Raw genomic sequence first — 24,951 nt, 5'->3', positions numbered from 1 at the left:
TACAACATATATGTTTGAAAATAAAGAAAGAAGTGATATTGATAATCTCGGTGAGTTCGGTTTAATTGACCATCTAACTAAGAATATACAGCTTACGCAGCCAACAACAACAAAAGGGGTGGGCGATGACGCTGCAGTACTGGATTTTTCCGGTAAGAAAACGCTTGTTTCAACTGATCTTCTTCTTGAAGGTATTCACTTTGATCTGGCTTATACGCCGCTTAAGCACCTTGGATTCAAAGCTATTCAGGTGAATTTAAGTGATATATATGCCATGAACGGTGCTGCTACACAAGTTACCGTATCTCTCGGTCTCTCCAGCAAATTTCCTATCGAAGCAGTAGAAGAGTTGTACGAAGGTATGATGCTTGCTTGTAAGCAGTATAACGTTGACATAGTTGGCGGGGATACATCAGCATCAAAGCAGGGCCTGGTGATCAGCGTGACGAGTATAGGCTATGCTGCGGAAGAAGATATTACGTATAGACATACTGCAGAGGAAGGTGATTTGATTTGTGTGTCGGGAGACCTTGGTGCAGCCTATGTGGGACTGCAGCTTTTGGAAAGAGAGAAGCTCATCTTTTTGGAGAACCCCCAAATTCAACCGGATTTAGAGGGGAAAGACTACATTATAGAAAGACAGCTTAAGCCTGAGGCGCGTCAGGACATTGTTGCTATTTTGAAGGAACTTCAGGTGAAACCGACTTCTATGATAGATGTATCTGACGGCCTGTCATCAGAGCTTATTCACATCTGTACCAAATCAAATAAAGGATGTAACCTGTACGAAGAGAAGATTCCGCTTGATCCGATGACATACGAAACAGCCAGATCATTCAACCTGGATCCTGCTGTGTGTGCATTAAGTGGCGGGGAAGACTACGAACTTCTGTTTACGATTAAACAGGGAGACTACGATAAGATAAAAGGAAATCCCGATATCACCGTAATCGGTCATATTACTGAGCCTGAAGCTGGTATGAACTTAGTATCGCGTTCAGGTAACGTCCATCCTTTGAAGGCACAAGGCTGGAATGCATTTAAGTAGTTTATGCCGGAAGGAGTTTTATTCTTCTTCCAGCATAAATTTTTGATCTATTCTTTTGGAGGCCTTAGCACCGAGCTTTCTTAGATTTTCCACTCTGCCTACCAGGTTTCCACTTCCGGAGGTCAGCTTGCCGAATGCATCTGAATAGGCCCCTTTCGCGTCATCAATTTTGTCGCCTATTTTCTTTAGATCATTTGTAAAGCCTACAAACTTATCATAGAGAGCGCCTGCCTTTGTTGCAATGTCTATAGCGTTTCTCGTTTGTTGCTCCTGTTTCCAGACAGACGATATAGTTTTGAGTGTAGCAAGGAGAGTCGACGGGGTTACAATAACCACACGTCTGCTCCATGCAAATTCGAAAAGCTCTAAGTCATGTTTGACTGCGATAGCAAAAGAAGACTCAATGGGTACGAAAAGCAGAACGAAGTCGGGGGAGTTAATCCCATACAGATCGCAATAGTTTTTACTGCATAGATTTTTGATATGAGCCTTAATGGAGCCGATATGATCGTTTAAAAAGCCCGGTCTTTCTGATTCATTTTCGCAGTTCACCAGCCGGTCATAAGCGATCAGAGAAACCTTCGAATCGATGATCATGTGTTTATTATCGGGTAGTGTTACTACTACGTCGGGCTGTAACCTGTTTCCATTTTCATCTGTAAAGCTGGTTTGCTTCGTGTAACTCTCTCCCAAGATGAGGCCAGAGGCTTCTAAAATCCTGTCTAAGATGACCTCGCCCCAGTTTCCCTGCTTTTTAGTATCTGCTTTAAGCGCTTTTGTCAGGTTGCTTGCTTCTTCACTTATCTGCCTGTTTAATTCCATCAGTTTAGATATCTCACCTTTTAAGACGTTCCTCTCATCCGATTCTGCCTTGTATACCCGGTCAACCTTCTGTTCGAAGGACTTGATATTCTCTTTTAGAGGATTAAGAAGTGCATCAATGTTAAAGCGGTTTACTTCGGTAAATTTCAAAGTCTTTTCTTCCAGGATCTTATTGGCGATTAGTTCGAAGTCCCGATTAAACTTCATCTGTAGCTTTTCCATCTCGGCCCTTTGTTCATTTAGCTTTTCCTGTTGCGCCTGCAGATAGGCTTTGTTGGTTTCATATAAGCGGGATAGCTCGGTTGTTTTTTGTCGTTCGTCCTGCAGTTCCTCAAATATTCTTTCCTGTTCCTGTCTGAAGATGGCTGTAACGTTTTCTTTTTCCTGTTTGGCGTAGATATATCGTTCTTCCTGCCTGGCGAGCTCTGTAGTCAGTTGCTCAACCCTGCTGGTTAAGGTTGTGATAAGTGAAGATTCAGCTCGTTTTTTAGATGCCTGATATATGTTCAGGACTAATGATAAAATTAATAGTATTGATAATATTATGTAGATCATATTACTAAGATAATTATCACGAAAGTAATAAATAATCTGAACTTCTGTCATGACAGTGAGTTTATAGAACACCTAAACAGGCTAGCAATGTAAAAAAGAAGTGATGTGTAGGTATGGGAATGCTTTTTGTTGTAGACTTATATATTAATAGAGAAAAATGGGAATTATAATTTTTATAGCCGTTGCGATACTTAGCTTTATTGTACAGGCGAGATTTAAAAGTAAGTTTACTAAATATTCAGAGACACCTCTTTCTACGGGCATGACCGGGAGGGATATTGCTGAGAAAATGCTACACGATAACGGAATATATGATGTCCGGATTTTATCGGCGGAAGGGTCGCTATCAGACCATTATAATCCAGCTGATCGTACGGTGAATCTGAGTCCTGAAGTCTATAGCGGCAGAAGTATAGCAGCTGCAGCTGTAGCGGCGCACGAATGTGGACATGCTGTTCAACATGCTAAAGCATACTCCTGGTTGCAGTTCCGTTCTGCCATGGTACCTATTGTAAACATATCTTCTAACCTGTTGCAGTATGTATTTATGCTTGGTTTGATCATGTATTATGCATCTAGCTTTGGCTATACGCTGCTTCTGATTGCTTTCGGAGCTATGGTGGTGGTTACCTTATTCAGCGTGATTACGCTTCCGGTAGAGTTTGATGCAAGTAGACGGGCTCTGGTTTGGTTACAGAGTAATAAAGGTGTAATGCAGACGAGTGTAGAGCACTCACAAGCGAAAGATGCTCTATGGTGGGCAGCCATGACATACGTTGTTGCAGCACTTGGATCTCTTGCCCAGTTATTATATCTGGCAATGATGTTGTTTGGAGGTAGAAGAGACTAAGCATCAGGTTGATATAAAAAAAAGGGATTGTCGTTTTGATGGCAGTCCCTTTTTTTATGCTCCAAAATTAGAGCGGCAATCCTATAAATCCGTTGATGAGCGCTTAGTGTCTATATCATGCTCTATGTTGTATTGGTTGAACTTCTACTCCTGAATACTCTTTTTGACTTCTGCTGTAGTACTAAAAAGCTGCACATCCGGATTAAGTATTTGCACCTTCTTAGTCCTTCTTAAGATGTTTACTTACCCTTATTTAGATAAGGTAATTACGTCATCTTTGAAATGAATAAGGGCTCTATGTGGTCTGGCTATTTTTCTACCAAGAGAGCCAGAATAACAAAGAAGTCAATTACCAGTAAAGATGGAGTGATTTCATTTCGTTTTCCAACGCAAATTTTAAGGATTGTCCAGCTTAGGAATCCCCAGATAATGCCGTGTGTGATCGAATGGGTAAAAGGGATTAACACCAATGCAAGGAATGCAGGAATGGCCTCATCAAGTGTTCCCCAGTTAATCTTAACAACCGGGCGTATCATGAAGACTCCTACGAGCACCAATGCAGGAGCTGTGGCTATAGCAGGTACAGCGGCTAATAGAGGAGATAAAAACAGGAACGGGAGGAAAAGAAGAGAGGCAACGACAGCAGTTAATCCTGTCCGGCCACCCGCTTCAACGCCAACCGCTGATTCCACATAGGCAGTACCGGGACTGGAACCAGCTATACCGGCAAAAGTAGTTGCAAATGCATCTGTCAGCAAAGATCGTTTAATGTTCTTAGGTTCTCCTGTTTCATCCAAAAGATTAGCAGCTTCAGCAATCCCTACGAACGTAGAAAGGCTATCGAACATGTCTGTAAAAACGAATGCAAATACCACGGGAACAACCGCCAGTGTCAGGGAGTTGATCAGATCAAGCTGGAAAAACAGGCTAAAGTCGGGGGCAGCAAAGACGCCATCAAATTGAATGAGGGGTGCGATACCTTCATCAACTCCCCACCAGCGTCCTAAAGGATAAGACAGCAGTGTTGTAAGAAGGATACCAAAAAGAATAGCCCCCTTTACATTCCGGGCAACCATAATAGCCGTAACAAATAAGCCAATAACGAAGGTGAGCAGTGTAGTATCCAGCGTATTCCCGCTGATGATCGTGGCGGGGTTAGCTATAATGAACTTGGCGTTTGAAAAGCCGATGAGTGTAATAAAAAGACCTATACCTGCTGAAACTGCATAGCGCAATGGACGCGGGATAGCTTTTATGATATACTCGCGGATATTAAAAATGGATAGCAGAAAGAATACTATGCCCGACCAGAATACAGCGCCCAGGGCAACTTGATATGAGATATCCATTCCCAATACCACCGAATAGGTAAAGAACGCATTTAATCCCATGCCTGGTGCTACCAGAATAGGGTTCTTAGCATACAGACCCATCATCATGCTGCTAAAGAAGCATACTAATACTGTTGCCGTAAGTACTGCCGGAAAAGGAAGGCCAGCCTGACTTAGAACACTCGGATTAACAACAATGATATAAGATGTGGCCAGAAAAGAAGATATTCCGGCAATCACTTCGGTTGTTACAGATGTTCCGTTCTTCTTAAGTTCAAAGAAATGTTCCATTAAAATCAGGTTGGCATATTTGTAAGGGTGCCAATTTCGTGTTTAAATTGCAAAGAACATATGTCCGCGATCAGATTTGGACGCTATTCAGATCAATTTAACCGGTAAGGAGCTATTAAGTGGAAGGTTGGTATCTCTACCTCGAATTCTTCTCCATCTGGCAGAGAGGTCATAAAAAAACAGCCCTTCATTGCACCCATTTCAGTCTTCAAGTGACATCCGGAGACGTATTGATGATACGACCCTGGTTCGATAACCGGTTGAAGACCCACTACGCCCTCTCCTTCAACTTGATGATAGGATCCGTTTGAATCAAAAATGTTCCAGCGTCTGCTTACAAGCTGAATGGTCGCATCTGTCATGTTCTCTATAGAAATCTTGTAAGCAAACATAAAATGATCATTTTCGGGATGGGAAAATTCAGACTGGTACATGGTATCAACTGAGATCTTGACACCGCGGGTAATTTGTGTGATCATAGGTATAATTTTAAGATTATAGATGCTGCGCTAAAGATCTCAAATATCAAGCCATCTCTGCTTCATATCTGTTCTTTATTTCAGCAAGTACCTCTGTTATACGGTCCTGCGACTCTAGAGTTACAAGCTTCATTCTATATTCTTTAAAGTCAGGTATACCTTTAAAATAATTAGAATAGTGTCTTCTCATCTCGAAAATGCCCGTCTTCTCACCTTTCCATTCAATGGATTTTTGCAGATGTGTAAAGCAATTTTCTACTCGTTCTGAGATGGTAGGACCCGCCAGGAGCTCACCAGTTTTGAAGAAATGTTTTATTTCACGGAAGATCCATGGATAGCCGATTGCTGCACGTCCGATCATTATTCCGTCCACTTCGTACTCCATACGCCAGTTGGCCGCTTTCTCAACAGAATCAACATCGCCATTTCCGAAAATAGGAATCTCGATATTCGGATTCCGCTTGATATCACGTATCATGCTCCAGTCGGCCTGACCTTTATACATCTGTGCCCGGGTCCGTCCGTGTATGGTGAGAGCTTTAATTCCTACCTCCTGTAGTCGTTCAGCGACTTCGTAAACATTTTTTGTATTGTCATCCCAACCCAGTCGAGTCTTAACCGTTACCGGAAGATCTGTTGATTCTACAACTGCCCGGGTCATTTCCACCATGCGGTCAATGTCCTGTAATAAGCTCGCACCGGCGCCTCTACAGGCCACATTCTTAACCGGACAGCCATAGTTGATGTCTATGAGATCAGGACCTGCCTTAGAAGCGATAACGGTAGCCTCCCTCATCGATTGAATATTGCTCCCGAAGATCTGTATACCAATGGGGCGTTCGTACTCGAAAATGTCCAGTTTCTGAACGCTCTTCGCGGCATCTCTAATTAACCCCTCTGATGAAATAAACTCAGTATACATCAGGTCTGCCCCATTCTGCTTACACACATAACGAAAAGGAGGATCACTCACATCTTCCATCGGTGCCAACAACAGGGGGAATGCACCTAAATCTATATTTCCAATCTTAACAGGCATCAGCTTCGCTCAATACAATTATCTTTGTCGATGATTTTCAATTACAAAAGTACAAAATTATCGCATCATGCCTGAATACGGGTCAGTTAAACGTCATCCTTTGATGTCACTCTTCTATCTGGTGATCTTTATAATCTTAGGATATACGTTATCGTCCCTTTTGGCAGTGGGTATATTTTTTCTGACGAACCGCGGTATAGCCTCCCCTTCTGATATAGCAGGTTCGAAGGATTCCCTATTAATGATGCAGGCGATCGTAGCTACAGGATCATTTATATTACCGCCTCTAGCCTTGCAAATTTTTGAGAAGAAGTCTGGTGCAGACTACCTCAAGCTGAAAACTAAAGTACCCTTCACCATCATTATACTTACTGTAATATTGATGTTTGGTATTGCTCCGTTCATTGACTGGACCTTGAAAGTCAATCAGATGATGGACCTTCCTGCATTTTTAGACGGCCTGGAACGATGGATGAGAGAGAAAGAAAGGGAACTTGCGGAATTAACCAAGCATCTGATGACGATGAAAACGCCGGTGGATCTTGCTGTCAACCTTCTTGTGGTAGCTGTCATTCCTGCCATGGGAGAAGAGTTTCTCTTCCGGGGATGTTTTCAGAATATCATCACTCGGATCATGAAAAACCATCATCTTGGAATATGGCTGGCTGCAGCCATATTCAGCGCTATACACGTACAGTTTTTAGGATTCTTCCCCCGGATGTTTTTAGGAGCCTTATTCGGTTATATTTTCGTCTGGAGTGGCAGCATCTGGCCGGCCGTTGCCGCCCACTTTACCAATAACGCCACAGCGGTGGTGATCGCATACATCACGCAATCACAGGGCAAGTCGCTTGATAGCATAGAAAACCCGTCTGCAACCATAGCCCAGGCAACGCTAAGCCTTGTATTTGCTCTCCTGATCTGCTATGTATTCTTCAACATGACAAAAGCAAAAAGAGAGGTATCGAATGACTAAAGGCTGGGTTAGGATTTACAGATCATCTGATTTTTTCAAGTCGGAAATAGTCAGACAAGTGCTTATCGATCACGAAATAGAGGCAGTATTATTAGACAAACAGGGCTTTCCATACAAATTTGGGGATGTGGAAGTCTATATACACGAAGTCAACTTCCAGAAGGCTATAGAAATTATCATTAGTAACGAGTTATGAAAACCAGAGCAATAACAGGCTTTTTCTTCATTTTAATTATGCTGGGGTCGGTTCTCTTCGGAGAGGTAACCTTCGCCGCTTTCTTCCTTATTCTAAGCCTATTATGCCTGGATGAGTTCTATAGATTGGTACGCACCGAGGAACTCAGGCCACAACGTATAACCGGTGTGCTTCTTGGGCTGGCTGTTTTTAGTTCTGTCATCTGGAAGTTTCTCCATGCTGACACCCGCTATATGCTGGCGATCGTCCCTATTGCGGTAGCAGTCTTCATCTGCGAGCTGTATAGGAAAAGTGCGAATCCCTTTCAAAATATTGCCTTTACGCTGACGGGTGTGGTGCTGACCGTTGCGCCGTTCTGTTTTTATGCAGCTATCGGATTTATTGATGGAACTTACAACTATCACTATTCACTGGGTTTCCTGATACTACTATGGTCTAGTGATACAGGTGCTTATCTATTCGGTAGAAGCCTTGGTAAGAACAAGCTGTTCGAAAGGCATTCACCTAAGAAAACCTGGGAAGGATTCTTCGGGGGTATGGTGGCTAGTCTGCTGGCAGCCTTCATTTTAAGTACGCAGTTTACAGGAATTTCCTATATTCATTGGGCTGCTATCTCCCTGATTGTTGTGATCGGAGGTACTCTTGGCGATCTTTGTGAATCTATGTTAAAACGTAGCTTTGATGTTAAAGATTCGGGTAATTTGCTGCCCGGACATGGAGGTGTCCTCGATCGCTTCGACGGATTGTTTATAGCTGCGCCGCTGGTTTACGTATATTTGGTAATTTTTACAATATAAGTTAAATGGATCTGACACCCGAAAATAATAACAACAAAGAAAGTGAAAAAGACCCTGTGAGATCAGATCGCTCCCTTTGGTATTTCGCGACAGGCCTTGGAGTGGTGATTCTGATCATGGGATACCTGACCCTGTTCGTAGATGACCCCTGGAGTATCTTTTCAAAAGAAAAAACGCCTGTCACGGTAATAGATGACAATTCTTTACTGGATCAAAGTGCTTCCATGAGTGATGAAGAGGTACGTGCCTCCCTGGTGAAGTTCATCGAGGCTTTTTATCATGATCAGCGCAGAGGATATTTTGATCCTCCCAGCTACTTTGCACCGCTTACGGAAACTTTTTACAACTATCATAACCTGAATTATACCCGCCTGAAAGATATCTATTGGAAGCGGATGGCTCAGATGAGCAATTTCAGTCGCACATGGGTGGTTTCATCTCTTGATTTTTCACGTGCTGATTCTAAAATCACAGCTACTTACTGGGCTAAAGAGCGCTATTTCAGGCCTTCCGTAAGGCAGCAGTACTCAGCGGACTTAAAATACGAGATAATTATAAATGCAGAAGGGAAGATCGAGTCGCTGACTGTAATAGAGACGAAGAATGAATCTGTTGTGCAGCTGGCTCCTGATACAGTATCCAATCACCCGGAAGAGGCGTTTACGCCGGATATCGAGGCAGAGCCCTCCGCTGAAAACAAGATGTATGACATGGGTCAGGTTGACGTTGAACCGGAGTTTAATGGGGGACAGAAGGAATTTACCCGGTACGTATCTTCCAACCTGAAGTATCCCGCTGCTGCCCGTCAGAATAATGTTCAAGGAAAGGTCTATCTCAGCTTTGTTGTAGAGAAGGATGGTTCGATCAGCGATGTGAAAGTTCGTCAGGGAATTGGAAGCGGATGTGATGAAGAAGCGGTCAGGATACTCCAGTCGTCACCTAACTGGAAGCCCGGCTCCATCAAAGGATCTCCTGTAAGGACATACTGTACTTTGCCCCTTAACTTTCAGCTGCAATAAGCATAAAAGATAACCCTATATACTTTGGATAATAGCTGATCAGCTATTATCCAAAGTATATTTGCTCCATAACTTCGATGGCGTCATCGAGATTCCGCACATCTTCCACGGCCAGTCGCAGTGTCTTTTTTACCTCCCTAAGGTTGCACCTGCGTCCGTTTGCTTTTACAAATTGAAGCACATTACCGAATTGTGAGCTCTCAAAATAAGGTGATTGCTGATTGGAAACAAAGTATCCTTTAAGCGTATTCTTCTTTAAAGATACCTTCTCAAAACCAATCTCTTTTCCGAGCCACTGAAGCTTGAGTGTCTTAAGCAACTCTTTCACTTGTCGTGGAACAGCGCCGAAGCGGTCAGCCAGTTTCTTCTCAAACTCAGCGAGCTGTTCATCACTTTCCAGCTTGGAAATCTCCGTATACAGATTATAGCGTTCTGTTATGTTTGTGACGTAGCTGTCGGGGATGAGGACTTCCAAATCGGTATCGATCTGTGTAAAAGAAATAAGAGGCCTCGGTTTTTCATCCTTGAAAAGGTCCTTGAACTCTTCGTCTTTCAACTCCGTGATGGCTTCATCCAGGATCTTGTGGTACATATCGAATCCTATCTCTGCAATAAATCCGCTCTGTTCTGCACCAAGCAGGTTCCCGCTACCGCGGATATCAAGATCGCGCATGGCTACATTGAAGCCGCTACCGAGCTCCGAAAACTCCTCAATGGCGCTTAATCTCTTGCGGGCCTCGGAGGTCAGCGTAGATAGTGGCGGACTAAGTAAATAGCAGAATGCTTTTTTATTAGATCGTCCCACACGGCCACGCATCTGGTGCAGGTCACTCAAGCCGAACATATGCGCATGGTTGATCAGAATGGTGTTCGCATTCGGAATATCAAGCCCCGCCTCGATGATTGTAGTAGCCACGAGTACATCATAGTCACCGTTGATGAACTTCAGCATCACATCCTCAAGAGCCTCACCTTCCAACTGTCCATGAGCGATCCCGATGCGTGCATTCGGCACCAGCCTTTTGATCAATCCGCCAAGCTGCGGGAGGTCATTTACCCGGTTATGGATAAAGAAAACCTGCCCGTTTCTTTCGAGCTCAAACTCTACAGCTTCTTTAATCAGGGTTTCGTTGAATATATGAAGTTCCGTTAACACCGGCTGCCTGTTAGGCGGAGGGGTAGCAATAATGGAAAGATCACGGGCACCCATCAATGAAAAGTGAAGTGTACGTGGTATCGGCGTAGCTGTTAAGGTCAATGTGTCCACGTTCGCCCTGAGTTGCTTAAGCTTTTCCTTCACCCCCACACCGAACTTTTGTTCTTCATCGATAATCAGCAAGCCGAGATCCTTGAATTTAACATCTTTGCTTACCAGCCTGTGTGTTCCGATCAGAATATCGATCTTCCCCTCAGTAAGCTTCTGTAAAGATTCCTTTATCTGTTTATTGGTCTTGAACCGGTTGATATAGTCGATGTTACATGGAAAATCGTCCAGCCGCGCTTTAAACGTCTTGTAATGCTGATGCGCAAGGATGGTGGTAGGTACCAGAATAGCCACCTGTTTGCTGTCTGCCACTGCCTTAAACGCAGCCCGTACCGCAATTTCCGTCTTGCCGAAGCCTACGTCACCGCAGATGAGCCGGTCCATCGGGTGTGGAGATTCCATGTCCTTTTTGACATCAGCCGTGGCTTTCTCCTGATCTGGAGTGTCTTCATAAAGGAATGAGGCTTCCAGCTCCGTTTGCAGATAGGTATCCGGAGGAAATGCTGTTCCGTCCTGTGCCTTACGCATCGCGTATAGCTTGATCAGGTCCCGGGCAATGTCTTTAACTTTTTTTTTAGTAGTTTTCTTCAGCTTCTCCCAGGTATCGGTACCCAGCTTATTCATGCGTGGCTGTGTACCTTCCTTTCCGGAATACTTGGATATGCGGTTCAGCGAGTTGATATTTACATACAGAAGGTCGTTATCTGCATACACCAGGCGGATCATCTCCTGTGTTTTTCCGTTTACCTCTACTTTTTCGAGACCTGCATACTTTCCAATCCCATGGTCAATGTGGGTAATAAAATCACCCGATTTCAGGTCTTTTAGCTCTTTCAGCGTGATAGCCTGCGATTTGGTGTAGCCTTTCTTGAGTTTGTATTTGTAATACCGGTCAAATATCTGATGATCGGTATAGCATACAATTTTCTGCTCATAATCCAGAAAGCCTTCCCTGATGGATATATGAATAGGTGTAAAAGTCACCGTCCGGTCGATGTCACTAAATATCGTGTACAGACGTTCAACCTGTTTGGCAGAATCAGTAAAGATATAGTTGGTGAGTTTTTGAGCCTCATTTTGCCTGATATTATGGATAAGGAGATTGAAATCTTTATTAAATGAAGGCTGGGGCTTTGTATCGAATTCAATTATTCTACCCGCTGGATAGAAGAACTGCTTTCCAAATTCAACGATGGCAAAGTCTCTCAGCTGGTCTGCCAGAAGCTTATCTTCCGTAAAATTGAACTTCGGATCTATCCACTCCTGGTTCTGGTGTTTGTCTGCCAGACTTAGGCCTCTCCATAAATCAGTAGCTTTCTTATAACCTGTTTTGAGGATATCCAGCGTAAACTGCACATCCTTAAACCATATCGATGTATTCGGATCGATGTACTCGAGCAGGGATATATTATGTTCAGTCAGGAATTTTGATTGAACATTGGGAACTATCGTGATCGTTTTTACATGCTCCTGGGATAGCTGATCTTCAATCTGGAAGGTCCTGATACTTTCTACAAAGTCGCCAAAGAACTCGATCCGGTAAGGGAGGTCATGAGAGAAAGAGAAAATATCTACGATACCTCCGCGGATAGAGAACTGTCCCGGTTCATAAACGAAGTCCACACGCTCAAAATCATACTCAATCAGGAACTCATTGATGAACTCTATGCTTAGTTTATTTGAGATCCCAATCTCGAGGGTGTTTTTTTCAAGGGAGTCCCGGTTGATTACACGTTCTGCCAGGGCTTCGGGATAGGTAACAATCACCTTTCCGTATTCTGTTGAGTGAATCAGCTCATTCAGTACCTCTGCACGCATCAGTACATTACCACTGTCAGGCTGTGTAAATTCAAACGGTTTCCGGTACGAAGATGGAAATATCAATACCTCCTTCTCCAGCAGACTTTCCAGATCGCTCTGAAAATAGGCTGCCTCGTCCCTGTCTGGCAACACAAAAAGCATATTGGTATGTTGAATGAAATAGGTCGCAGTAGCCACCATGGCGTCACTGGAACCAATCAACCCCTTCACATGTACCCTCGGATTTTTTGAAGAGTTCAGCACGGATACCAGGCTTTCTACCCTCGGGTCTTTTTTATATTGATCTAATATGCTCCTTATATTCACGTTTCTAAATATTCACAAATATACATTTTCACAAAGGTATACCACAAGGCTCCTCATTGCCACTTTATGGCCTACATTCAATACTAACGCAATTTTCGAGGAAAATATGTTAAGCATAAGGAACAATTCTTGACGAGTATATGTTAAGGACTACAATACATTTACTAAATACCTTTTAGATATGAAAAACGCAGTCAAATACGGAGTGATAATAGGTCTCTTGAGTGGTATATGGATTTTCTTCCTTCATGTGATGGGGGTGTATGAGGAGCAGTATCCGAAAATAGACAAAGCTTCATGGCTGGAATATGTTTCAGTACTTATTCCTATGATCGGACTGTACTTAGGGATTAAAAGCTTCCGGAATAACTACAATGGCGGTAGAATGGAGTTCTTCGAGGGGATTTTCGAAGGCTTTAAGATCATGCTTGTAGGTGGGGTTATCGCAGCATTCTTTGTTGTGGTTTATATTCAGTTTGTCAATAATGAGCTCGGTGCCGATATCATGGGACGCGTGGGTGCTGCCGGATTTGTAGGTGTACTGTTTACGTTGGTTATTTCATTACTTTTAATGAATAAACAACGCAACCTCTAAGTGAAAATAAATGGGCTTCTAACCGAATTCCTCTTCTGGATACTGGCCATTTGCCTGCTGGCATATGTTGACCTCGATGGAGGCCGGCATATGTCATTGTGTCCCCTGGCCAGTTTGGGTCTGAGCTGGTGTCCCGGTTGCGGTTTCGGAAGGTCTATTACTGCCCTGCTTCAGGGGAATCTACAAAGATCGCTTGATTACCACTGGTTTGGAGTACCAGGCATGCTGATAATATTTCACAGGATTTTTTCTCTATGGCAAAAAATAAAACTATCTTTCCTGTCTAAATCAGTTATATGAACTTGCCTAACTTCCTTTATGGTATTAAAGGGATCACACCAGAAGAACTTCAATTCTTGACACAGCTTTTAAATGGAATGACTGACGAGCAGGTACAACGCTTTGTTATGATTTATTCTGGAAAGCGATTCAGTACAGACACCATCCTTCTGTTCACTTTGTTGGGCTTTGTTGGTATTTCCGGTGTTCAGCGGTTTGCTACCCGGCAGATCGGTATGGGTATTCTTTACTTCTTCACTGCAGGGCTATGCTTTATCGGAACGATCGTGGATCTGATCAATTATCGCAGTATAGCCAACGACTTCAATCAAACCATTGCAGTGGAGTGTGTGCAAATGGTAAAGATGTCATATAATGGATACTAAGCCTCAAGCTTATCATCCCGGCTAAATGCGTACTTTTGTCTGTTTAAGACAATATTTAACTCAGAACTATGGCTCCAATATTTATAGCCGCCTTTATTAGCCTTTTGATGACTGGCTTTTTTTGCTATACCATCACCAGGACTCTTGCTCATGTCTCTCCCGAAAATCAGGACATCAAACCAAAGTTTATCTGGCTGCTTCTTATCCCCGGTTTTAACTGGATCTGGAACTTTTTTGTGGCTTCCAAACTAAGCTCTTCCTTGAAGAAGGAACTGGTTGCGAGAGACTTTGAGGTAACCCAAAGACCTACCTTCACTCAGGGAATGCTGTATGCTGCTATATCGCTGATCTCTGTTGTACCCTCTATGATGATCAGGATGTCGGCAACGACCGCTGAGGAGATCCTCAGCGCAACAAAAAACATCCCGGAAAATGTAGCTATGGCTATTGAGATCATCGGGATACTGCAGATTATCCTCTTTCTGACTTACTGGTCCAAGATCAGCTGGTATAAGAATGTACTGGAGAAAGACGAGCAGACAAACTATGAAGATTAAGGAAATCACCACATATCTGGAGAGTATCGCCCCACTTTCCCTTCAGGAAGATTATGACAATTCAGGGCTCATTGTAGGAGAACCCGACGCCGAAGTAAAAGCCGCATTAATCAGCCTTGATTGTACCGAGGAGGTCATTGATGAGGCCATCAGCAGCGGTTGCAATCTGGTTATATCGCATCATCCTATCGTTTTCAAGGGTCTGAAGAAATTCAACAAGAAAAACTATGTTGAGCGGGCCGTCATGAAGGCGATCAAGCATGATATAGCACTCTACGCCATCCATACCAACCTTGATCATATTCAAGGCGGCGTTAATGGCAAAATATGTGAAAAGCTGAACCTTCAGCATATTCAGATACTTTCACCAAAGAAGAATATTCTTAAGAAACTCGTCACTTTTGTGCCCCTGTGCCACGTGGAACGGGTTAGAACAGCTATTCTGCAGGCAGGGGCCGGCCACATTGGCAACTACTCTGACTGCAGCTTCAATATAAGTGGTACAGGTACTTTCAAGCCTGGTGATCAGGCTAATCCCTTCGTGGGGAACATCAATGAATTGCATCAAGAGGAGGAGGTTCGCATCGAAACTATTTACCCTGAGTATCTGGAAAGGAAAGTACTCGTTGCTTTGATTGAAGCTCATCCCTACGAAGAAGTTGCTTATGACCTCTATCCCTTGTCGAATGCTTTTTACCAGGCTGGAGCGGGGATGATCGGCACGCTAGAAACGCCAATGGAAGAATTGGAATTCCTTCAGCTCACGAAATCAGCCCTGCGCGCGAAGGTTATCAGGCATACTGCTCTCCGGGCTAAGCAGGTGAGACGTGTAGCTGTATGCGGAGGATCCGGAAGCTTCCTTTTACCCGCCGCGATAGCTGCCGGAGCGGATGTTTTTGTTACGGCAGATTTCAAGTATCACGAGTTTTTCGATGCGGAGGGGAAAATAGTCATTTCTGACCTCGGACATTTTGAAAGTGAGCAATTTACGCAGGAGCTCTTATTTGATGTTATTAAGAAAAAATTTCCTAACTTTGCAATCCATTTAACATCAATAGATACAAACCCCATAAATTACTTAATTTAATGGAACAAACCGTAGAACAGAAGCTTAAGGCTTTATACGAACTGCAGACAATTCACACCAAAATTGATAAAATCAGACAGGTAAGAGGTGAACTTCCAATGGAGGTTTCAGATCTTGAAGATGAAGTTGCCGGTCTTGAAACGCGTATACAAAAAATAAAGGCTGATCTTGATGATCTGGAAGACTCAATCGTTACCCGGAAGAATATGATCAAGGATGCTCTTGCCAATACCAAGAGATACGAAACTCAGCTTAACGAAGTAAAAAACAACCGTGAGTATGACGCTATCTCCAAAGAGATCGAAATCCAGGGTTTAGATATCCAGGTAAGCGAAAAGAAGATTAAGGAGTTTAACTTCGAAATCGTCAACAAAACTCAGGTTTACGAAAAAGCACTTCTTGATTTGGAAGAACGCAAAAAAGACCTTGAATTAAAGAAATCTGAATTGGAGAATATCACCTCAGAAACGCAGAAAGAGGAGCAGGAACTTGCTTCTAAAGCAAACGAAGCTGAAGTGAATATCGATGAGAGACTTCTTACAGCATATAAGCGTCTTCGTGGAAACGCGAAAAATGGTCTTGCTGTGGTAACCATCCAGCGTGATTCATGCTCAGGATGTTTCAATCAGATCCCTCCTCAGCGTCAGCTGGATATCCGTCAGCATAAGAAAGTTATCGTATGCGAGCATTGCGGCAGAATCCTGGTAGACGAGGCATTAAGTGGCGAACACACAGAAGAAGGTGTATTCTAACCGACAAAACAGGTCAGATATACATTAGCAATATAATACTAACAAAGAGGCTATACGGGCAACCCCTGTATAGCCTCTTTTGCTTATAGCTTAAAATAGTGAGGTTTGTCTCCCCGAAGAAGGGACAAAATGGCTGAGGTCGAAGTCGGGAAGCTTGTTTTCCGGCATATACTTTTTTACTGCGATAGAAAACAGTGCATGGATGCTCTCCGCTATTTTCCCATCACCCTTTATACGGGTACCCCACCTGCTGTCGTTCAGTTTCCCTCCATGACAAGAGGCGATCATGTTAAGTACCTTCGTAGCACGGTCCGGATAGGCTTTGTGTATCCAGTCTGTAAACACCTCCGGAATGATCCCGTTCAGCCTGATTAGGGTGAAAGACGCTGATTTCGCTCCTTCTTCTGCAGCTGCCTTGATCAGGGCAGGTATTTCATCACTGTTTAGACCCGGCACAATCGGAGCAACCATCAGGTGTACCGGAATTCCTGCAGCACTCAGCTCTCGAATTACTTTCAGCCTGCTCGTAGCGGTCACCGTCCTCGGTTCCATCTTCTGTCGCAGGCTTTCATTCAGTGAGTTGATCGTAATAGCTGCATGCACGAGGTTGAGCTCAGCCAGTGGGCGTAGTATATCCAGATCGCGCAAGATGAGATTGTTTTTGCTGATCAGGCTAACCGGATGCTTATATCGGAGGAAGATCTTCAGGAGCTCCCTGGTAATGCCCAGCTTCCGCTCTATGGGCTGGTAGCAATCCGTATTTCCCGAGAGCATGATCGGATGGGGCGTATATCCGGGCTTGTTCAGGAATGCCTCAAGCAATTCAGCTGCATTCCGCTTCACGATGATCTTTCGCTCGAAATCAAGTCCGGCGCTAAATCCCCAGTACTCGTGCGAATTCCTGGCATAGCAATACAAGCAGCCATGTTCGCAGCCCTGGTAGGGATTAAGTGAATACATGAATCGGATGTCGGGACTCTCAGTCTTGGTTACTATGCTTTTCGGGTACGTGTCAATGAGCTGAGTGGCTGTATTCTCATACATTTCCTCATCAAGTCCCTCGATATGCTCCTTCACGTAACGGAGTTTAGAGAATTTGTTGTGCGTATTTATCTGGGCTCCCCTTCCCTTGAAATACGCGCTGTTCTGTTCAAATGTATCTGATTTGTTTTTCATGGTCAAAGAAGCTGTCGGAACCAAAGGTATTTTGCCCGATGATGTATAATCCTTTAGGTGAATGAGTAGGATTGATCAAAAATACTAAATATATTAGTATTTTCGTCTGCTTCTTTTGAGCGTATTTTTTTTATCTGAAACAATTGAGTGCTAAAATTTATCTTAATACAAGCTATTACATAAATATGAGAATAATCATATGTGATATAGTATATTTTGAAGTAAGTTTGCGCCGCGTATGAAGTTTTTGAACATAATGAACGAAAAGTCAGGAACCCATAGCAATACCTCTCACATTCATCTATGAAGAAATCAGGTAAATACGTTATTTCTAAAAAGATAGACGGGCTGTTTATAGCCCTGCATGATGTCTACAGGTTCTTGCTCAGGTTCTTTAAAGAGGTACTGCTCCCTCCCTACGAATTCAAGGAACTCGTCAAGCAATGTTATGATATAGGATATAAATCCTTGCCGCTGATCACACTGACGGGCTTCATCACCGGGCTTGTGTTCACCAAGCAGTCCCGCCCCTCTCTTGCAGAGTTTGGTGCTGCTTCCTGGCTGCCCAGTTTGGTATCCATTGCCATCATCAGAGCCCTTGCTCCTCTCGTAACTGCTCTTATCGCTGCCGGTAAGGTGGGATCACAGATCGGAGCTGAGCTTGGATCTATGAAGGTGACCGAGCAGATCGATGCCATGGAAGTATCCGGAACCAACCCGTTCAAGTTTCTCGTCGTCACGCGTATTCTGGCCACTACTTTTATGATACCTATTCTGGCTGTTTATACGGGGGTCGTTGCGCTTGCCGGTTCATTTATCAACGTGACTCAGAACGAGCAGACGAGCTTTTCTTCTTTCGTGGAAAGTGCTCTACAAAACATCTCCTTTCTCGATCTGTTCTCTTCGGTTATAAAGGCTACGCTATTTGGATTCACCATCGGCGCTGTAGGCTGCTATCAGGGATACAATTCATCAAAGGGTACAGAAGGCGTCGGTAAGGCTGCAAACTCTGCCGTGGTTGTTTCCATGTTCCTCATATTTATCGAAGAGATTTTAGTGGTTCAGGTAGTTAACGCGATACGATAATGATAAAACCAACTTCACCTATCGACCCGAGTAAGCACCCCATCTCAATTGTGGGACTGAAAAAATCGTTCGGGGATCTTCACGTACTGCGCGACATCGATCTCGAACTGTACAAAGGTGAGAACCTTGTTGTGCTAGGCAGATCGGGTACCGGAAAGTCGGTACTCATCAAGATTGTGTCGGGGCTACTTAAACAAGACTCGGGTACGGTAAACGTACTGGGTCAGGAAGTAGACAAGCTGAACACAAACGAGTTGCAGCAGTTACGTCTTAAAATTGGTTTCTCCTTCCAGAACAGTGCTCTATACGACAGTATGACCGTCAAGGAAAACCTCGAGTTTCCCCTTGTGAGAAATACTCCCAATATGACGAGAAAAGAGATCAATATCGCCATCGAGGATGTGCTTGAGGGTGTAGGTCTTTTGCAGGCGTTAAATCAGATGCCTTCGGAATTATCAGGCGGACAGAGGAAACGTATCGGCATAGCCCGAACGTTGATTATGCGGCCGGAAATCATGCTCTACGACGAGCCTACGGCGGGCCTCGATCCAATCACATGCATTGACATCAATAACCTCATCAATGAGGTGCAGGAAAAATACAATACTTCATCCATTATCATCACGCATGACCTGACATGTGCCAAATCAACGGGCGATCGCGTCATGATGTTACTTGACGGTCGCTTTGTTCGTACAGGTACATTCGAAGAGGTCTTCGCAACTGACGATGAGCGGATTAAAACTTTTTATAATTATAATTTTACATCTTGATGGAAACTTCAGAAAATAAGCGGTCAATAATAGTCGGGATCTTTGTCTTCCTGGGTATCGTTCTTTTCGTAGCCGGTATCTTTACCCTGGCAGGGCAGCAAAAGCGCTTTGTGAAGAGTATTGAGCTGAACGCGATATTCGATAACGTAGCGGGACTAAAAGTTGGAAACAACGTATGGTTCTCGGGCGTGAAGATCGGTACTGTAAAGAAAATTGACTTCTACGGCACCTCGCAGGTGAAGATCAAAATGAATGTGGAGCAGGAAGCTCAGAAGTACATTCATAAGAATGCCACTGCGCAGATCAGCTCTGAAGGCTTCATTGGAAACAGGATCATCGTGATAGAGGGAGGAAGCATCAATCTGCCGGTGGTCGAATCCGGAGACAACCTTCACGTGAAGAAAGCCCTGAGCACAGATGCCATGCTGGAAGATCTGCAGGCAAATAACCGTAACCTGATTGAAATTACAGGTAACCTGAAGGTCATCAGCGGAAAAATGGCCAGAGGGGAAGGCGCTATCGGTGCACTTTTATCCGACTCTCTGATGGCCGGAGATCTGAAGAATACCATGTCTGGACTCAATAGGGCCTCCCAGAACATCAACAAGACTGCGGTATCCCTTTCCTCCTTCTCAAACAAGCTGAATACAAAGGGAGGCCTGGTAGATGAACTACTTACCGACACAGGCGTATTCTCTCAGTTGGAAAGCTCCGTTGGAAACATCAGGAAGCTCTCTGTCGCAGCTGCTTCACTTTCAAACGACCTGAGCACTGCCGGACAGAAGCTGAACGACAAGAACAACGCTATTGGTGTATTGCTGAATGATCAGGAGTCAGCAGCAAGCATGAAGAATACTTTGCATAATCTGGAGACCAGCTCTCAGAAGCTAGACGAAAACCTCGAAGCGTTGCAGCATAACTTCCTGCTTCGCGGATTCTTCAAGAAGAAGGCAAAAGAAGAAGAAAAGAAAAAATAATTAAGGGATGGTGCGGGCAGAACGCCCGTGCCACTTAAATACCTAGCTCCTCACAGGCTTTCTCTGCCGCGAGCTTCTCTGCATTCTTTTTATTGTAATCGCGCCCTACGCCTCTGTTTTCGCCGTCGACCAAGGCATTCACGGTAAACAGTTTCAGGCTTTCCCCCTCACCATTCGGTACAATCTCAAAAAGGATTTCCTTTCCCTGCCGCTGACACCATTCAATGAGCTTACTCTTAAAGTTCGTCTCCGTCGTTTCCAGCGTCAATATATCGATATGCGGCTTGATGATCCGCATTAACAGGAAGTTATGTGTAAACTCGTATCCTTTGTCCAGATAGATAGCCCCAATGAGCGCCTCAAAGGCATCTCCAAGCAGAGAACTTTGTTTGGTAGGGAAGTTAACGATACGGTTATCATACTCAATCAGCTCGTCCAGGCCAAGCTTTTTAGCCAGCTGGTTCAGATTAACGCGACTCACAATTTTGGAGCGCATCTCAGTCAGAAAACCTTCCGTTTTGTAGGGATAGCGTTTAAAGAGCTCATCTGCTATTACAGCACCCAGGATCGCATCGCCAAGGAACTCGAGTCGCTCGTTGCTGTTCTTGGTGCCATTCTTCAAAATGATGGCTACAGAGCGGTGTCTGAAAGCCATTCTGTAAAGCTTTATATTACCGGGTACAAACCCAAGCAAATTGTTCATCAGGCTGATATACTTGCGCTGAGGGGAAAAATAAAGCTTATAAATAGTGGATATTGGCATTCCCTTGTATGATGCGTTTATTAAAGGTCAAAAGCCCGAAGTCGGTACTTAAAACATTTGAAACAAATCCCATCTCCGAAAAGATATTTATTTCAAATGCAAATCAGACAGACCCGGGCCTTATGGCTTTAATAATTCCAGATTAACCTTCGTACTTTCTGAAGATCACAGAAGCGTTATGACCACCGAAGCCGAATGTGTTGCTCTGAGCAGCACGTACAAGCCTTTTCTGAGCTTTGTTGAAAGTCAGGTTCAGACGTGGATCAATCTCCGGATCATCAGTGAAGTGATTGATTGTTGGAGGTATAATGTCATTCTTAACAGCAAGGATGGCAGCGATACTTTCAACGGCGCCAGCGGCTCCGAGTAAGTGGCCTGTCATAGACTTGGTGGAACTGATGTTCAAGCGGTAAGCATCTTCACCATAAAGAGCTACAATAGCTTTAGATTCGCTCTTGTCACCCAAACCGGTAGACGTACCATGAACATTGATGTAATCCACATCAGCAGTGGTCAGACGCGCATCTTTCAATGCATTAGACATAACCAGCTTTGCACCCAATCCTTCCGGATGCGGCGCGGTGATATGGTTGGCATCAGCACTCATGCCCCCACCGATAAGCTCAGCATAAATCTTCGCACCACGGGCAAGTGCATGGTCCAGTTCTTCCAGGATGATCGTTCCTGATCCCTCTCCTGCAACAAAACCATCTCTGTCTTTGTCAAACGGACGGGAAGCAGTAGCCGGATCATCGTTCCGGGTAGAAAGTGCATGCATGGCATTGAAACCACCCATTCCCGCTTCATTAATGATAGACTCGGAGCCACCAGATATGATCACATCAGCCATGCCGAGGCGGATGTAGTTAAATGCATCGATCAACGCGTTGGTTGATGAGGCACACGCAGAAACAGTAGAAAAGTTAGGACCTCTCAAACCATATTTAATAGAAATATGACCAGGCGCGATATCCAAAATCATCTTGGGGATGAAGAAAGGATTAAATCGTGGAGTTCCGTCACCGTGAGCAAAGCTCGTAACTTCGTCCTGAAATGTTTTCAAACCACCTATCCCAGAGCCCCAGATTACTCCGATGCGGTGGGTGTCAAGGTTTTCGAAATCAAGGGCGGCATCTGCTACAGCTTCGTCAGTAGAAACAAGTGCATACTGTACAAATGGGTCTAACTTTCTTGCTTCTTTACGATCAAGAAAATCTTCAGGTTTGAAATTTTTTACTTCGCAGGCAAACTTTGTTTTAAATAAACTTGCGTCAAACCTCGTAATCGGAGCAGCGCCACTTACCCCATTAATCAAACCGTTCCAGTATTCCGGAACCGTATTTCCAATTGGGGTAAGCGCACCAAGTCCTGTTACAACAACTCTTTTTAGCTCCATTTATGTTTTGGCAGCGTGATTACTTTACGTTTTTTTCCAAGTAGGCGATAGCCTGACCTACAGTACCGATTGTTTCAGCCTGGTCATCAGGAATAGCTACATTGAACTCTTTTTCGAACTCCATGATCAACTCAACGGTGTCCAGTGAGTCAGCTCCTAAATCGTTTGTAAATGATGCTTCAGGATTCACCTCACTCTCATCCACACCTAATTTTTCCACGATAATTGCTTTTACTCTTGAAGCGATATCAGACATAGTTTCTATTTTTTATATGGTTATTAATTATCTGCAAAGAAAAATAAAATCTGATAAATATCAAACCTTTTTGTTTTTGGTTAAAAATGATCAAAATCACATACCCAGTGGCTATTGTTTTGTACCTTCGTGGCGATTTCAACGATCATTTTGAACAGATTTACTCTTAAATACGAATTAGATCTTGGTTTTGTTTTGATAGCTATTACATCTTCGTTAAAAGATTATAGGCTAGCATTCAAGATCAACCGGCACATCTCAAAAGATTTTGCCCGCATAGAAGATTTGTCTGTTCCCCTAGCCAGTTCCGGACATTCGTTCTTCTCCAGGTATATTTATCAACTACCTGAATCTGAGACTGATCTCTTTTTACTGGCCAACAAAGGTACGGAGGGTTATTTGATCCCCGAAATGAAAAACGTAGATTACTTTATTTTGATTAAGAATTTTATCGATCAGGAAGACATTGATCAGCTGATTTCAGGGCTCAACGCTATCCCCGAAATAGTAGTAGCTGCCGAAGTTGACCCAGCGAAATTAAAATCTAAAGAAAATCTGATATTTTAGTAAATAATTAATGGTGTATAATGTACACCTTTACAAACATAATAGTTTAGGTTAAGATGAGACAAGTTCACAAAAGGACAAAAATAGTTGCCACCCTAGGGCCGGCTTCGTCCAGCAAAGAGACTTTGCTGGCTATGATCAAGGCAGGAGTAAACGTATGCCGTTTAAATTTTTCTCACGGAAGTCAGGAAGATCACCAGAAGGTGATCGATGTGATCCGCGAGATCAATCAGCAGTATAAACTGCACGTAGGCATCCTGGCAGATTTACAAGGGCCCAAGATTCGTATCGGTATGGTTCAAGACGGCGGCATTAAGCTGATTAATGGCAGCCAGATCGATATCACAACCGAAGAGATGGTGGGTAATGATAAACAGATCTACATCACTTATTCCAGCTTCCCCAGAGACGTTCGTGCAGGTGAAATCATCCTTTTAGATGATGGAAAGCTTCAGATGCGCGTAGTCGATACCAATAATAAGGATAGAGTGACTTGTGAAGTTGTACACGGAGGTATCCTGACTTCGAGAAAGGGTGTAAATCTTCCTAATACTAAAATCTCTATTCCAAGTTTAACAGAGGATGACCTTCATAATCTTGAATTTGCGTTAAAGAACGATGTTGAGTGGATCGGACTTTCTTTTGTTCGTACTGGTGAAGACATCATCGACCTGAAACGCATCATTAACAGGAGCGGCAAAACTGCCCGTGTGATAGCGAAAATCGAGAAGCCAGAGGCTATCGAAAATATCGATGCGATCATTGCAGCTACTGACGGTGTGATGGTTGCCCGTGGTGACCTGGGTGTTGAAATGCCAATGGAGCAGGTTCCTGTTCTTCAGAAGATGATTGCAAGCAAATGTCTGCAGGCTTCTAAACCTGTTATTGTAGCAACTCAGATGCTTGAAAGCATGATCACCACTCCTCGCCCAACACGTGCGGAAGTGAATGACGTAGCTAACTCAGTACTTGATGGTGCTGACGCAGTGATGCTAAGTGGAGAGACTTCGGTTGGTGAGTTCCCGGTTATCGTTATTGAGACCATGAGCAAAATCATCAAGAACATCGAAGAGACTGCGTATCCATACCAGACTGCTAAGAAATTAGACGAAAGCTCACCGCGCTTCATGTCAAATGCAGTTTGCGGATCAGCCGTATACCTTTCAGCAAAGACAAACGCAAGAGGTATCGTGGCCATGACATCTTCAGGCTATACTGCATTTGAAATATCTAGTCACCGCCCTAAGGCAGGAACATATATTTTCACTAATAATAAAAGCCTTTTAAATACCCTGAGCTTACTTTGGGGAGTAAGAGGTTTCTATTATGATAAAGCTGAATCAACTGACCGTTCTATCAGTGATGTAAACCGCATCCTGAAAGAAGAGAAGATGATTATGCCAGGTGATGTGATCATCAATACAGCGGCAATGCCGATTGAGAAAAAGGGTAAAACCAATATGATCCGCGTAACAACAGTTGACTAAGATCATCTTTTATAAAGAGA

General features: G+C 43.7%; 25 protein-coding genes. 16 read left to right on the top strand and 9 right to left on the bottom strand.

Annotated features, from left to right (window positions below; genetic code table 11):
- The first annotated feature begins 10 nt into the window (after positions 1-10).
- Entirely contained in the window at positions 11-1,048 is a 1,038-nt protein-coding gene (thiL, locus tag ACO1NU_RS10210; protein ID WP_448818373.1) for a thiamine-phosphate kinase, read from the top strand.
- Between the two features lie 18 nt (positions 1,049-1,066).
- On the opposite strand, the gene rmuC is transcribed toward thiL, so the two are convergent.
- Positions 1,067-2,425, bottom strand: coding sequence for a DNA recombination protein RmuC (rmuC, locus tag ACO1NU_RS10205; protein ID WP_448818372.1), 1,359 nt, complete (start codon positions 2,423-2,425; stop codon positions 1,067-1,069).
- A 157-nt stretch (positions 2,426-2,582) separates the two neighbouring features.
- Here rmuC and ACO1NU_RS10200 point away from each other — a divergent pair, with 157 nt between their 5' ends.
- The gene (locus ACO1NU_RS10200) at positions 2,583-3,275 is read left to right on the top strand and encodes a zinc metallopeptidase (RefSeq protein ID WP_448818371.1); all 693 of its coding nucleotides are present in this window, start codon (positions 2,583-2,585) and stop codon (positions 3,273-3,275) included.
- Positions 3,276-3,583: 308 nt separating this feature from the next.
- Here the strand turns inward: ACO1NU_RS10200 and ACO1NU_RS10195 are convergent, their stop codons facing one another.
- From ACO1NU_RS10195 to dusB, 3 genes are all read right to left on the bottom strand, one after another.
- Positions 3,584-4,897 (bottom strand): NCS2 family permease, encoded by a 1,314-nt coding sequence (locus tag ACO1NU_RS10195; protein WP_448818370.1) that lies wholly within the window; start codon positions 4,895-4,897, stop codon positions 3,584-3,586.
- Positions 4,898-4,989: 92 nt separating this feature from the next.
- On the bottom strand, positions 4,990-5,376 hold the full coding sequence (gene apaG, locus ACO1NU_RS10190; RefSeq protein WP_448818369.1) for a Co2+/Mg2+ efflux protein ApaG: 387 nt from the start codon (positions 5,374-5,376) through the stop codon (positions 4,990-4,992).
- Between the two features lie 46 nt (positions 5,377-5,422).
- A complete protein-coding gene (gene dusB, locus ACO1NU_RS10185; RefSeq protein ID WP_448818368.1) occupies positions 5,423-6,415 on the bottom strand; it encodes a tRNA dihydrouridine synthase DusB in 993 nt (330 codons plus the stop codon).
- Positions 6,416-6,518: 103 nt separating this feature from the next.
- On the opposite strand from dusB, the gene ACO1NU_RS10180 reads away from it, so the two are divergent.
- The 3 genes from ACO1NU_RS10180 to ACO1NU_RS10170 all read left to right on the top strand — a co-directional run bounded on the left by ACO1NU_RS10180 (position 6,519) and on the right by ACO1NU_RS10170 (position 9,403).
- Entirely contained in the window at positions 6,519-7,391 is an 873-nt protein-coding gene (locus tag ACO1NU_RS10180; RefSeq protein ID WP_448818367.1) for a CPBP family intramembrane glutamic endopeptidase, read from the top strand.
- A 192-nt stretch (positions 7,392-7,583) separates the two neighbouring features.
- The gene (locus ACO1NU_RS10175; RefSeq protein WP_448818366.1) at positions 7,584-8,384 is read left to right on the top strand and encodes a phosphatidate cytidylyltransferase; all 801 of its coding nucleotides are present in this window, start codon (positions 7,584-7,586) and stop codon (positions 8,382-8,384) included.
- A gap of 5 nt (positions 8,385-8,389) precedes the next feature.
- On the top strand, positions 8,390-9,403 hold the full coding sequence (locus tag ACO1NU_RS10170; RefSeq protein ID WP_448818365.1) for an energy transducer TonB: 1,014 nt from the start codon (positions 8,390-8,392) through the stop codon (positions 9,401-9,403).
- Positions 9,404-9,449: 46 nt separating this feature from the next.
- Here ACO1NU_RS10170 and mfd read toward each other — a convergent pair whose 3' ends face one another.
- On the bottom strand, positions 9,450-12,794 hold the full coding sequence (mfd, locus tag ACO1NU_RS10165) for a transcription-repair coupling factor (RefSeq protein ID WP_448818364.1): 3,345 nt from the start codon (positions 12,792-12,794) through the stop codon (positions 9,450-9,452).
- A 181-nt stretch (positions 12,795-12,975) separates the two neighbouring features.
- Here mfd and ACO1NU_RS10160 point away from each other — a divergent pair, with 181 nt between their 5' ends.
- The 6 genes from ACO1NU_RS10160 to ACO1NU_RS10135 all read left to right on the top strand — a co-directional run bounded on the left by ACO1NU_RS10160 (position 12,976) and on the right by ACO1NU_RS10135 (position 16,450).
- Positions 12,976-13,389, top strand: coding sequence for a DUF4199 domain-containing protein (locus ACO1NU_RS10160; RefSeq protein ID WP_448818363.1), 414 nt, complete (start codon positions 12,976-12,978; stop codon positions 13,387-13,389).
- 90 nt (positions 13,390-13,479) lie between these two features.
- A complete protein-coding gene (locus tag ACO1NU_RS10155) occupies positions 13,480-13,689 on the top strand; it encodes a DUF2752 domain-containing protein (RefSeq protein ID WP_448818585.1) in 210 nt (69 codons plus the stop codon).
- Positions 13,686-14,054 (top strand): TM2 domain-containing protein, encoded by a 369-nt coding sequence (locus tag ACO1NU_RS10150; protein WP_448818362.1) that lies wholly within the window; start codon positions 13,686-13,688, stop codon positions 14,052-14,054. Before ACO1NU_RS10155 ends, ACO1NU_RS10150 begins: the two co-directional genes overlap by 4 nt.
- Positions 14,055-14,122: 68 nt before the next feature.
- A complete protein-coding gene (locus ACO1NU_RS10145) occupies positions 14,123-14,611 on the top strand; it encodes a hypothetical protein (RefSeq protein ID WP_448818361.1) in 489 nt (162 codons plus the stop codon).
- Entirely contained in the window at positions 14,601-15,698 is a 1,098-nt protein-coding gene (locus tag ACO1NU_RS10140; protein ID WP_448818360.1) for a Nif3-like dinuclear metal center hexameric protein, read from the top strand. The genes ACO1NU_RS10145 and ACO1NU_RS10140 overlap by 11 nt, the downstream gene beginning before the upstream one ends.
- Complete coding sequence (locus tag ACO1NU_RS10135) at positions 15,698-16,450, top strand: zinc ribbon domain-containing protein (RefSeq protein ID WP_448818359.1); 753 nt, start codon at positions 15,698-15,700, stop codon at positions 16,448-16,450. The genes ACO1NU_RS10140 and ACO1NU_RS10135 overlap by 1 nt, the downstream gene beginning before the upstream one ends.
- 90 nt (positions 16,451-16,540) lie before the next feature.
- Here ACO1NU_RS10135 and ACO1NU_RS10130 read toward each other — a convergent pair whose 3' ends face one another.
- On the bottom strand, positions 16,541-17,626 hold the full coding sequence (locus ACO1NU_RS10130; protein WP_448818358.1) for a PA0069 family radical SAM protein: 1,086 nt from the start codon (positions 17,624-17,626) through the stop codon (positions 16,541-16,543).
- 303 nt (positions 17,627-17,929) lie between these two features.
- Between ACO1NU_RS10130 and ACO1NU_RS10125 the strand changes: the two genes are divergently transcribed.
- Genes ACO1NU_RS10125 through ACO1NU_RS10115 form a run of 3 tightly spaced genes read left to right on the top strand, consistent with a single transcriptional unit; the run spans position 17,930 to position 20,462 of the window.
- A complete protein-coding gene (locus tag ACO1NU_RS10125; RefSeq protein ID WP_448818357.1) occupies positions 17,930-18,712 on the top strand; it encodes an MlaE family ABC transporter permease in 783 nt (260 codons plus the stop codon).
- On the top strand, positions 18,712-19,485 hold the full coding sequence (locus ACO1NU_RS10120) for an ABC transporter ATP-binding protein (protein WP_448818356.1): 774 nt from the start codon (positions 18,712-18,714) through the stop codon (positions 19,483-19,485). Before ACO1NU_RS10125 ends, ACO1NU_RS10120 begins: the two co-directional genes overlap by 1 nt.
- Positions 19,485-20,462 carry an MlaD family protein gene (locus ACO1NU_RS10115; RefSeq protein WP_448818355.1) on the top strand — a complete coding sequence of 326 codons (978 nt, stop codon included), beginning with the start codon at positions 19,485-19,487 and terminating at the stop codon, positions 20,460-20,462. The genes ACO1NU_RS10120 and ACO1NU_RS10115 overlap by 1 nt, the downstream gene beginning before the upstream one ends.
- Before the next feature lie 34 nt (positions 20,463-20,496).
- Here ACO1NU_RS10115 and rnc read toward each other — a convergent pair whose 3' ends face one another.
- The 3 genes from rnc to ACO1NU_RS10100 form a co-directional block, all read right to left on the bottom strand.
- Positions 20,497-21,225 (bottom strand): ribonuclease III, encoded by a 729-nt coding sequence (gene rnc / locus ACO1NU_RS10110; RefSeq protein ID WP_448818354.1) that lies wholly within the window; start codon positions 21,223-21,225, stop codon positions 20,497-20,499.
- A 142-nt stretch (positions 21,226-21,367) separates the two neighbouring features.
- Positions 21,368-22,621 carry a beta-ketoacyl-ACP synthase II gene (gene fabF / locus ACO1NU_RS10105; protein WP_448818353.1) on the bottom strand — a complete coding sequence of 418 codons (1,254 nt, stop codon included), beginning with the start codon at positions 22,619-22,621 and terminating at the stop codon, positions 21,368-21,370.
- A 19-nt stretch (positions 22,622-22,640) separates the two neighbouring features.
- Entirely contained in the window at positions 22,641-22,877 is a 237-nt protein-coding gene (locus tag ACO1NU_RS10100) for an acyl carrier protein (RefSeq protein WP_016194153.1), read from the bottom strand.
- A gap of 150 nt (positions 22,878-23,027) precedes the next feature.
- Here ACO1NU_RS10100 and ACO1NU_RS10095 point away from each other — a divergent pair, with 150 nt between their 5' ends.
- Positions 23,028-23,444 (top strand): IPExxxVDY family protein, encoded by a 417-nt coding sequence (locus ACO1NU_RS10095; protein WP_448818352.1) that lies wholly within the window; start codon positions 23,028-23,030, stop codon positions 23,442-23,444.
- 56 nt (positions 23,445-23,500) lie between these two features.
- On the top strand, positions 23,501-24,931 hold the full coding sequence (gene pyk, locus ACO1NU_RS10090; protein ID WP_448818351.1) for a pyruvate kinase: 1,431 nt from the start codon (positions 23,501-23,503) through the stop codon (positions 24,929-24,931).
- Positions 24,932-24,951: the final 20 nt, after the last annotated feature.

The organism is Arcticibacter sp. (assembly GCF_053551015.1).
Note: the sequence above shows the minus strand (reverse complement) of the source record. Positions and strands in the feature narration are given on the sequence as shown.

Bases quoted from the DNA above. Each gene is read 5' to 3' on its own strand.
- ACO1NU_RS10200 (WP_448818371.1), top strand. From the start codon at position 2,583: ATGGGAATTATAATTTTTATAGCCGTTGCGATACTTAGCTTTATTGTA.
- ACO1NU_RS10150 (WP_448818362.1), top strand. From the start codon at position 13,686: ATGAACTTGCCTAACTTCCTTTATGGTATTAAAGGGATCACACCAGAA.
- ACO1NU_RS10135 (WP_448818359.1), top strand. From the start codon at position 15,698: ATGGAACAAACCGTAGAACAGAAGCTTAAGGCTTTATACGAACTGCAG.
- ACO1NU_RS10175 (WP_448818366.1), top strand. From the start codon at position 7,584: ATGAAAACCAGAGCAATAACAGGCTTTTTCTTCATTTTAATTATGCTG.
- rmuC (WP_448818372.1), bottom strand. From the start codon at position 2,425: ATGATCTACATAATATTATCAATACTATTAATTTTATCATTAGTCCTG.
- fabF (WP_448818353.1), bottom strand. From the start codon at position 22,621: ATGGAGCTAAAAAGAGTTGTTGTAACAGGACTTGGTGCGCTTACCCCA.
- ACO1NU_RS10125 (WP_448818357.1), top strand. From the start codon at position 17,930: ATGAAGAAATCAGGTAAATACGTTATTTCTAAAAAGATAGACGGGCTG.
- ACO1NU_RS10180 (WP_448818367.1), top strand. From the start codon at position 6,519: ATGTCACTCTTCTATCTGGTGATCTTTATAATCTTAGGATATACGTTA.
- ACO1NU_RS10170 (WP_448818365.1), top strand. From the start codon at position 8,390: ATGGATCTGACACCCGAAAATAATAACAACAAAGAAAGTGAAAAAGAC.
- apaG (WP_448818369.1), bottom strand. From the start codon at position 5,376: ATGATCACACAAATTACCCGCGGTGTCAAGATCTCAGTTGATACCATG.
- ACO1NU_RS10155 (WP_448818585.1), top strand. From the start codon at position 13,480: ATGTCATTGTGTCCCCTGGCCAGTTTGGGTCTGAGCTGGTGTCCCGGT.
- thiL (WP_448818373.1), top strand. From the start codon at position 11: ATGTTTGAAAATAAAGAAAGAAGTGATATTGATAATCTCGGTGAGTTC.
- ACO1NU_RS10140 (WP_448818360.1), top strand. From the start codon at position 14,601: ATGAAGATTAAGGAAATCACCACATATCTGGAGAGTATCGCCCCACTT.
- ACO1NU_RS10120 (WP_448818356.1), top strand. From the start codon at position 18,712: ATGATAAAACCAACTTCACCTATCGACCCGAGTAAGCACCCCATCTCA.
- ACO1NU_RS10115 (WP_448818355.1), top strand. From the start codon at position 19,485: ATGGAAACTTCAGAAAATAAGCGGTCAATAATAGTCGGGATCTTTGTC.
- ACO1NU_RS10160 (WP_448818363.1), top strand. From the start codon at position 12,976: ATGAAAAACGCAGTCAAATACGGAGTGATAATAGGTCTCTTGAGTGGT.
- ACO1NU_RS10130 (WP_448818358.1), bottom strand. From the start codon at position 17,626: ATGAAAAACAAATCAGATACATTTGAACAGAACAGCGCGTATTTCAAG.
- ACO1NU_RS10145 (WP_448818361.1), top strand. From the start codon at position 14,123: ATGGCTCCAATATTTATAGCCGCCTTTATTAGCCTTTTGATGACTGGC.
- ACO1NU_RS10100 (WP_016194153.1), bottom strand. From the start codon at position 22,877: ATGTCTGATATCGCTTCAAGAGTAAAAGCAATTATCGTGGAAAAATTA.
- rnc (WP_448818354.1), bottom strand. From the start codon at position 21,225: ATGCCAATATCCACTATTTATAAGCTTTATTTTTCCCCTCAGCGCAAG.
- pyk (WP_448818351.1), top strand. From the start codon at position 23,501: ATGAGACAAGTTCACAAAAGGACAAAAATAGTTGCCACCCTAGGGCCG.
- ACO1NU_RS10195 (WP_448818370.1), bottom strand. From the start codon at position 4,897: ATGGAACATTTCTTTGAACTTAAGAAGAACGGAACATCTGTAACAACC.
- dusB (WP_448818368.1), bottom strand. From the start codon at position 6,415: ATGCCTGTTAAGATTGGAAATATAGATTTAGGTGCATTCCCCCTGTTG.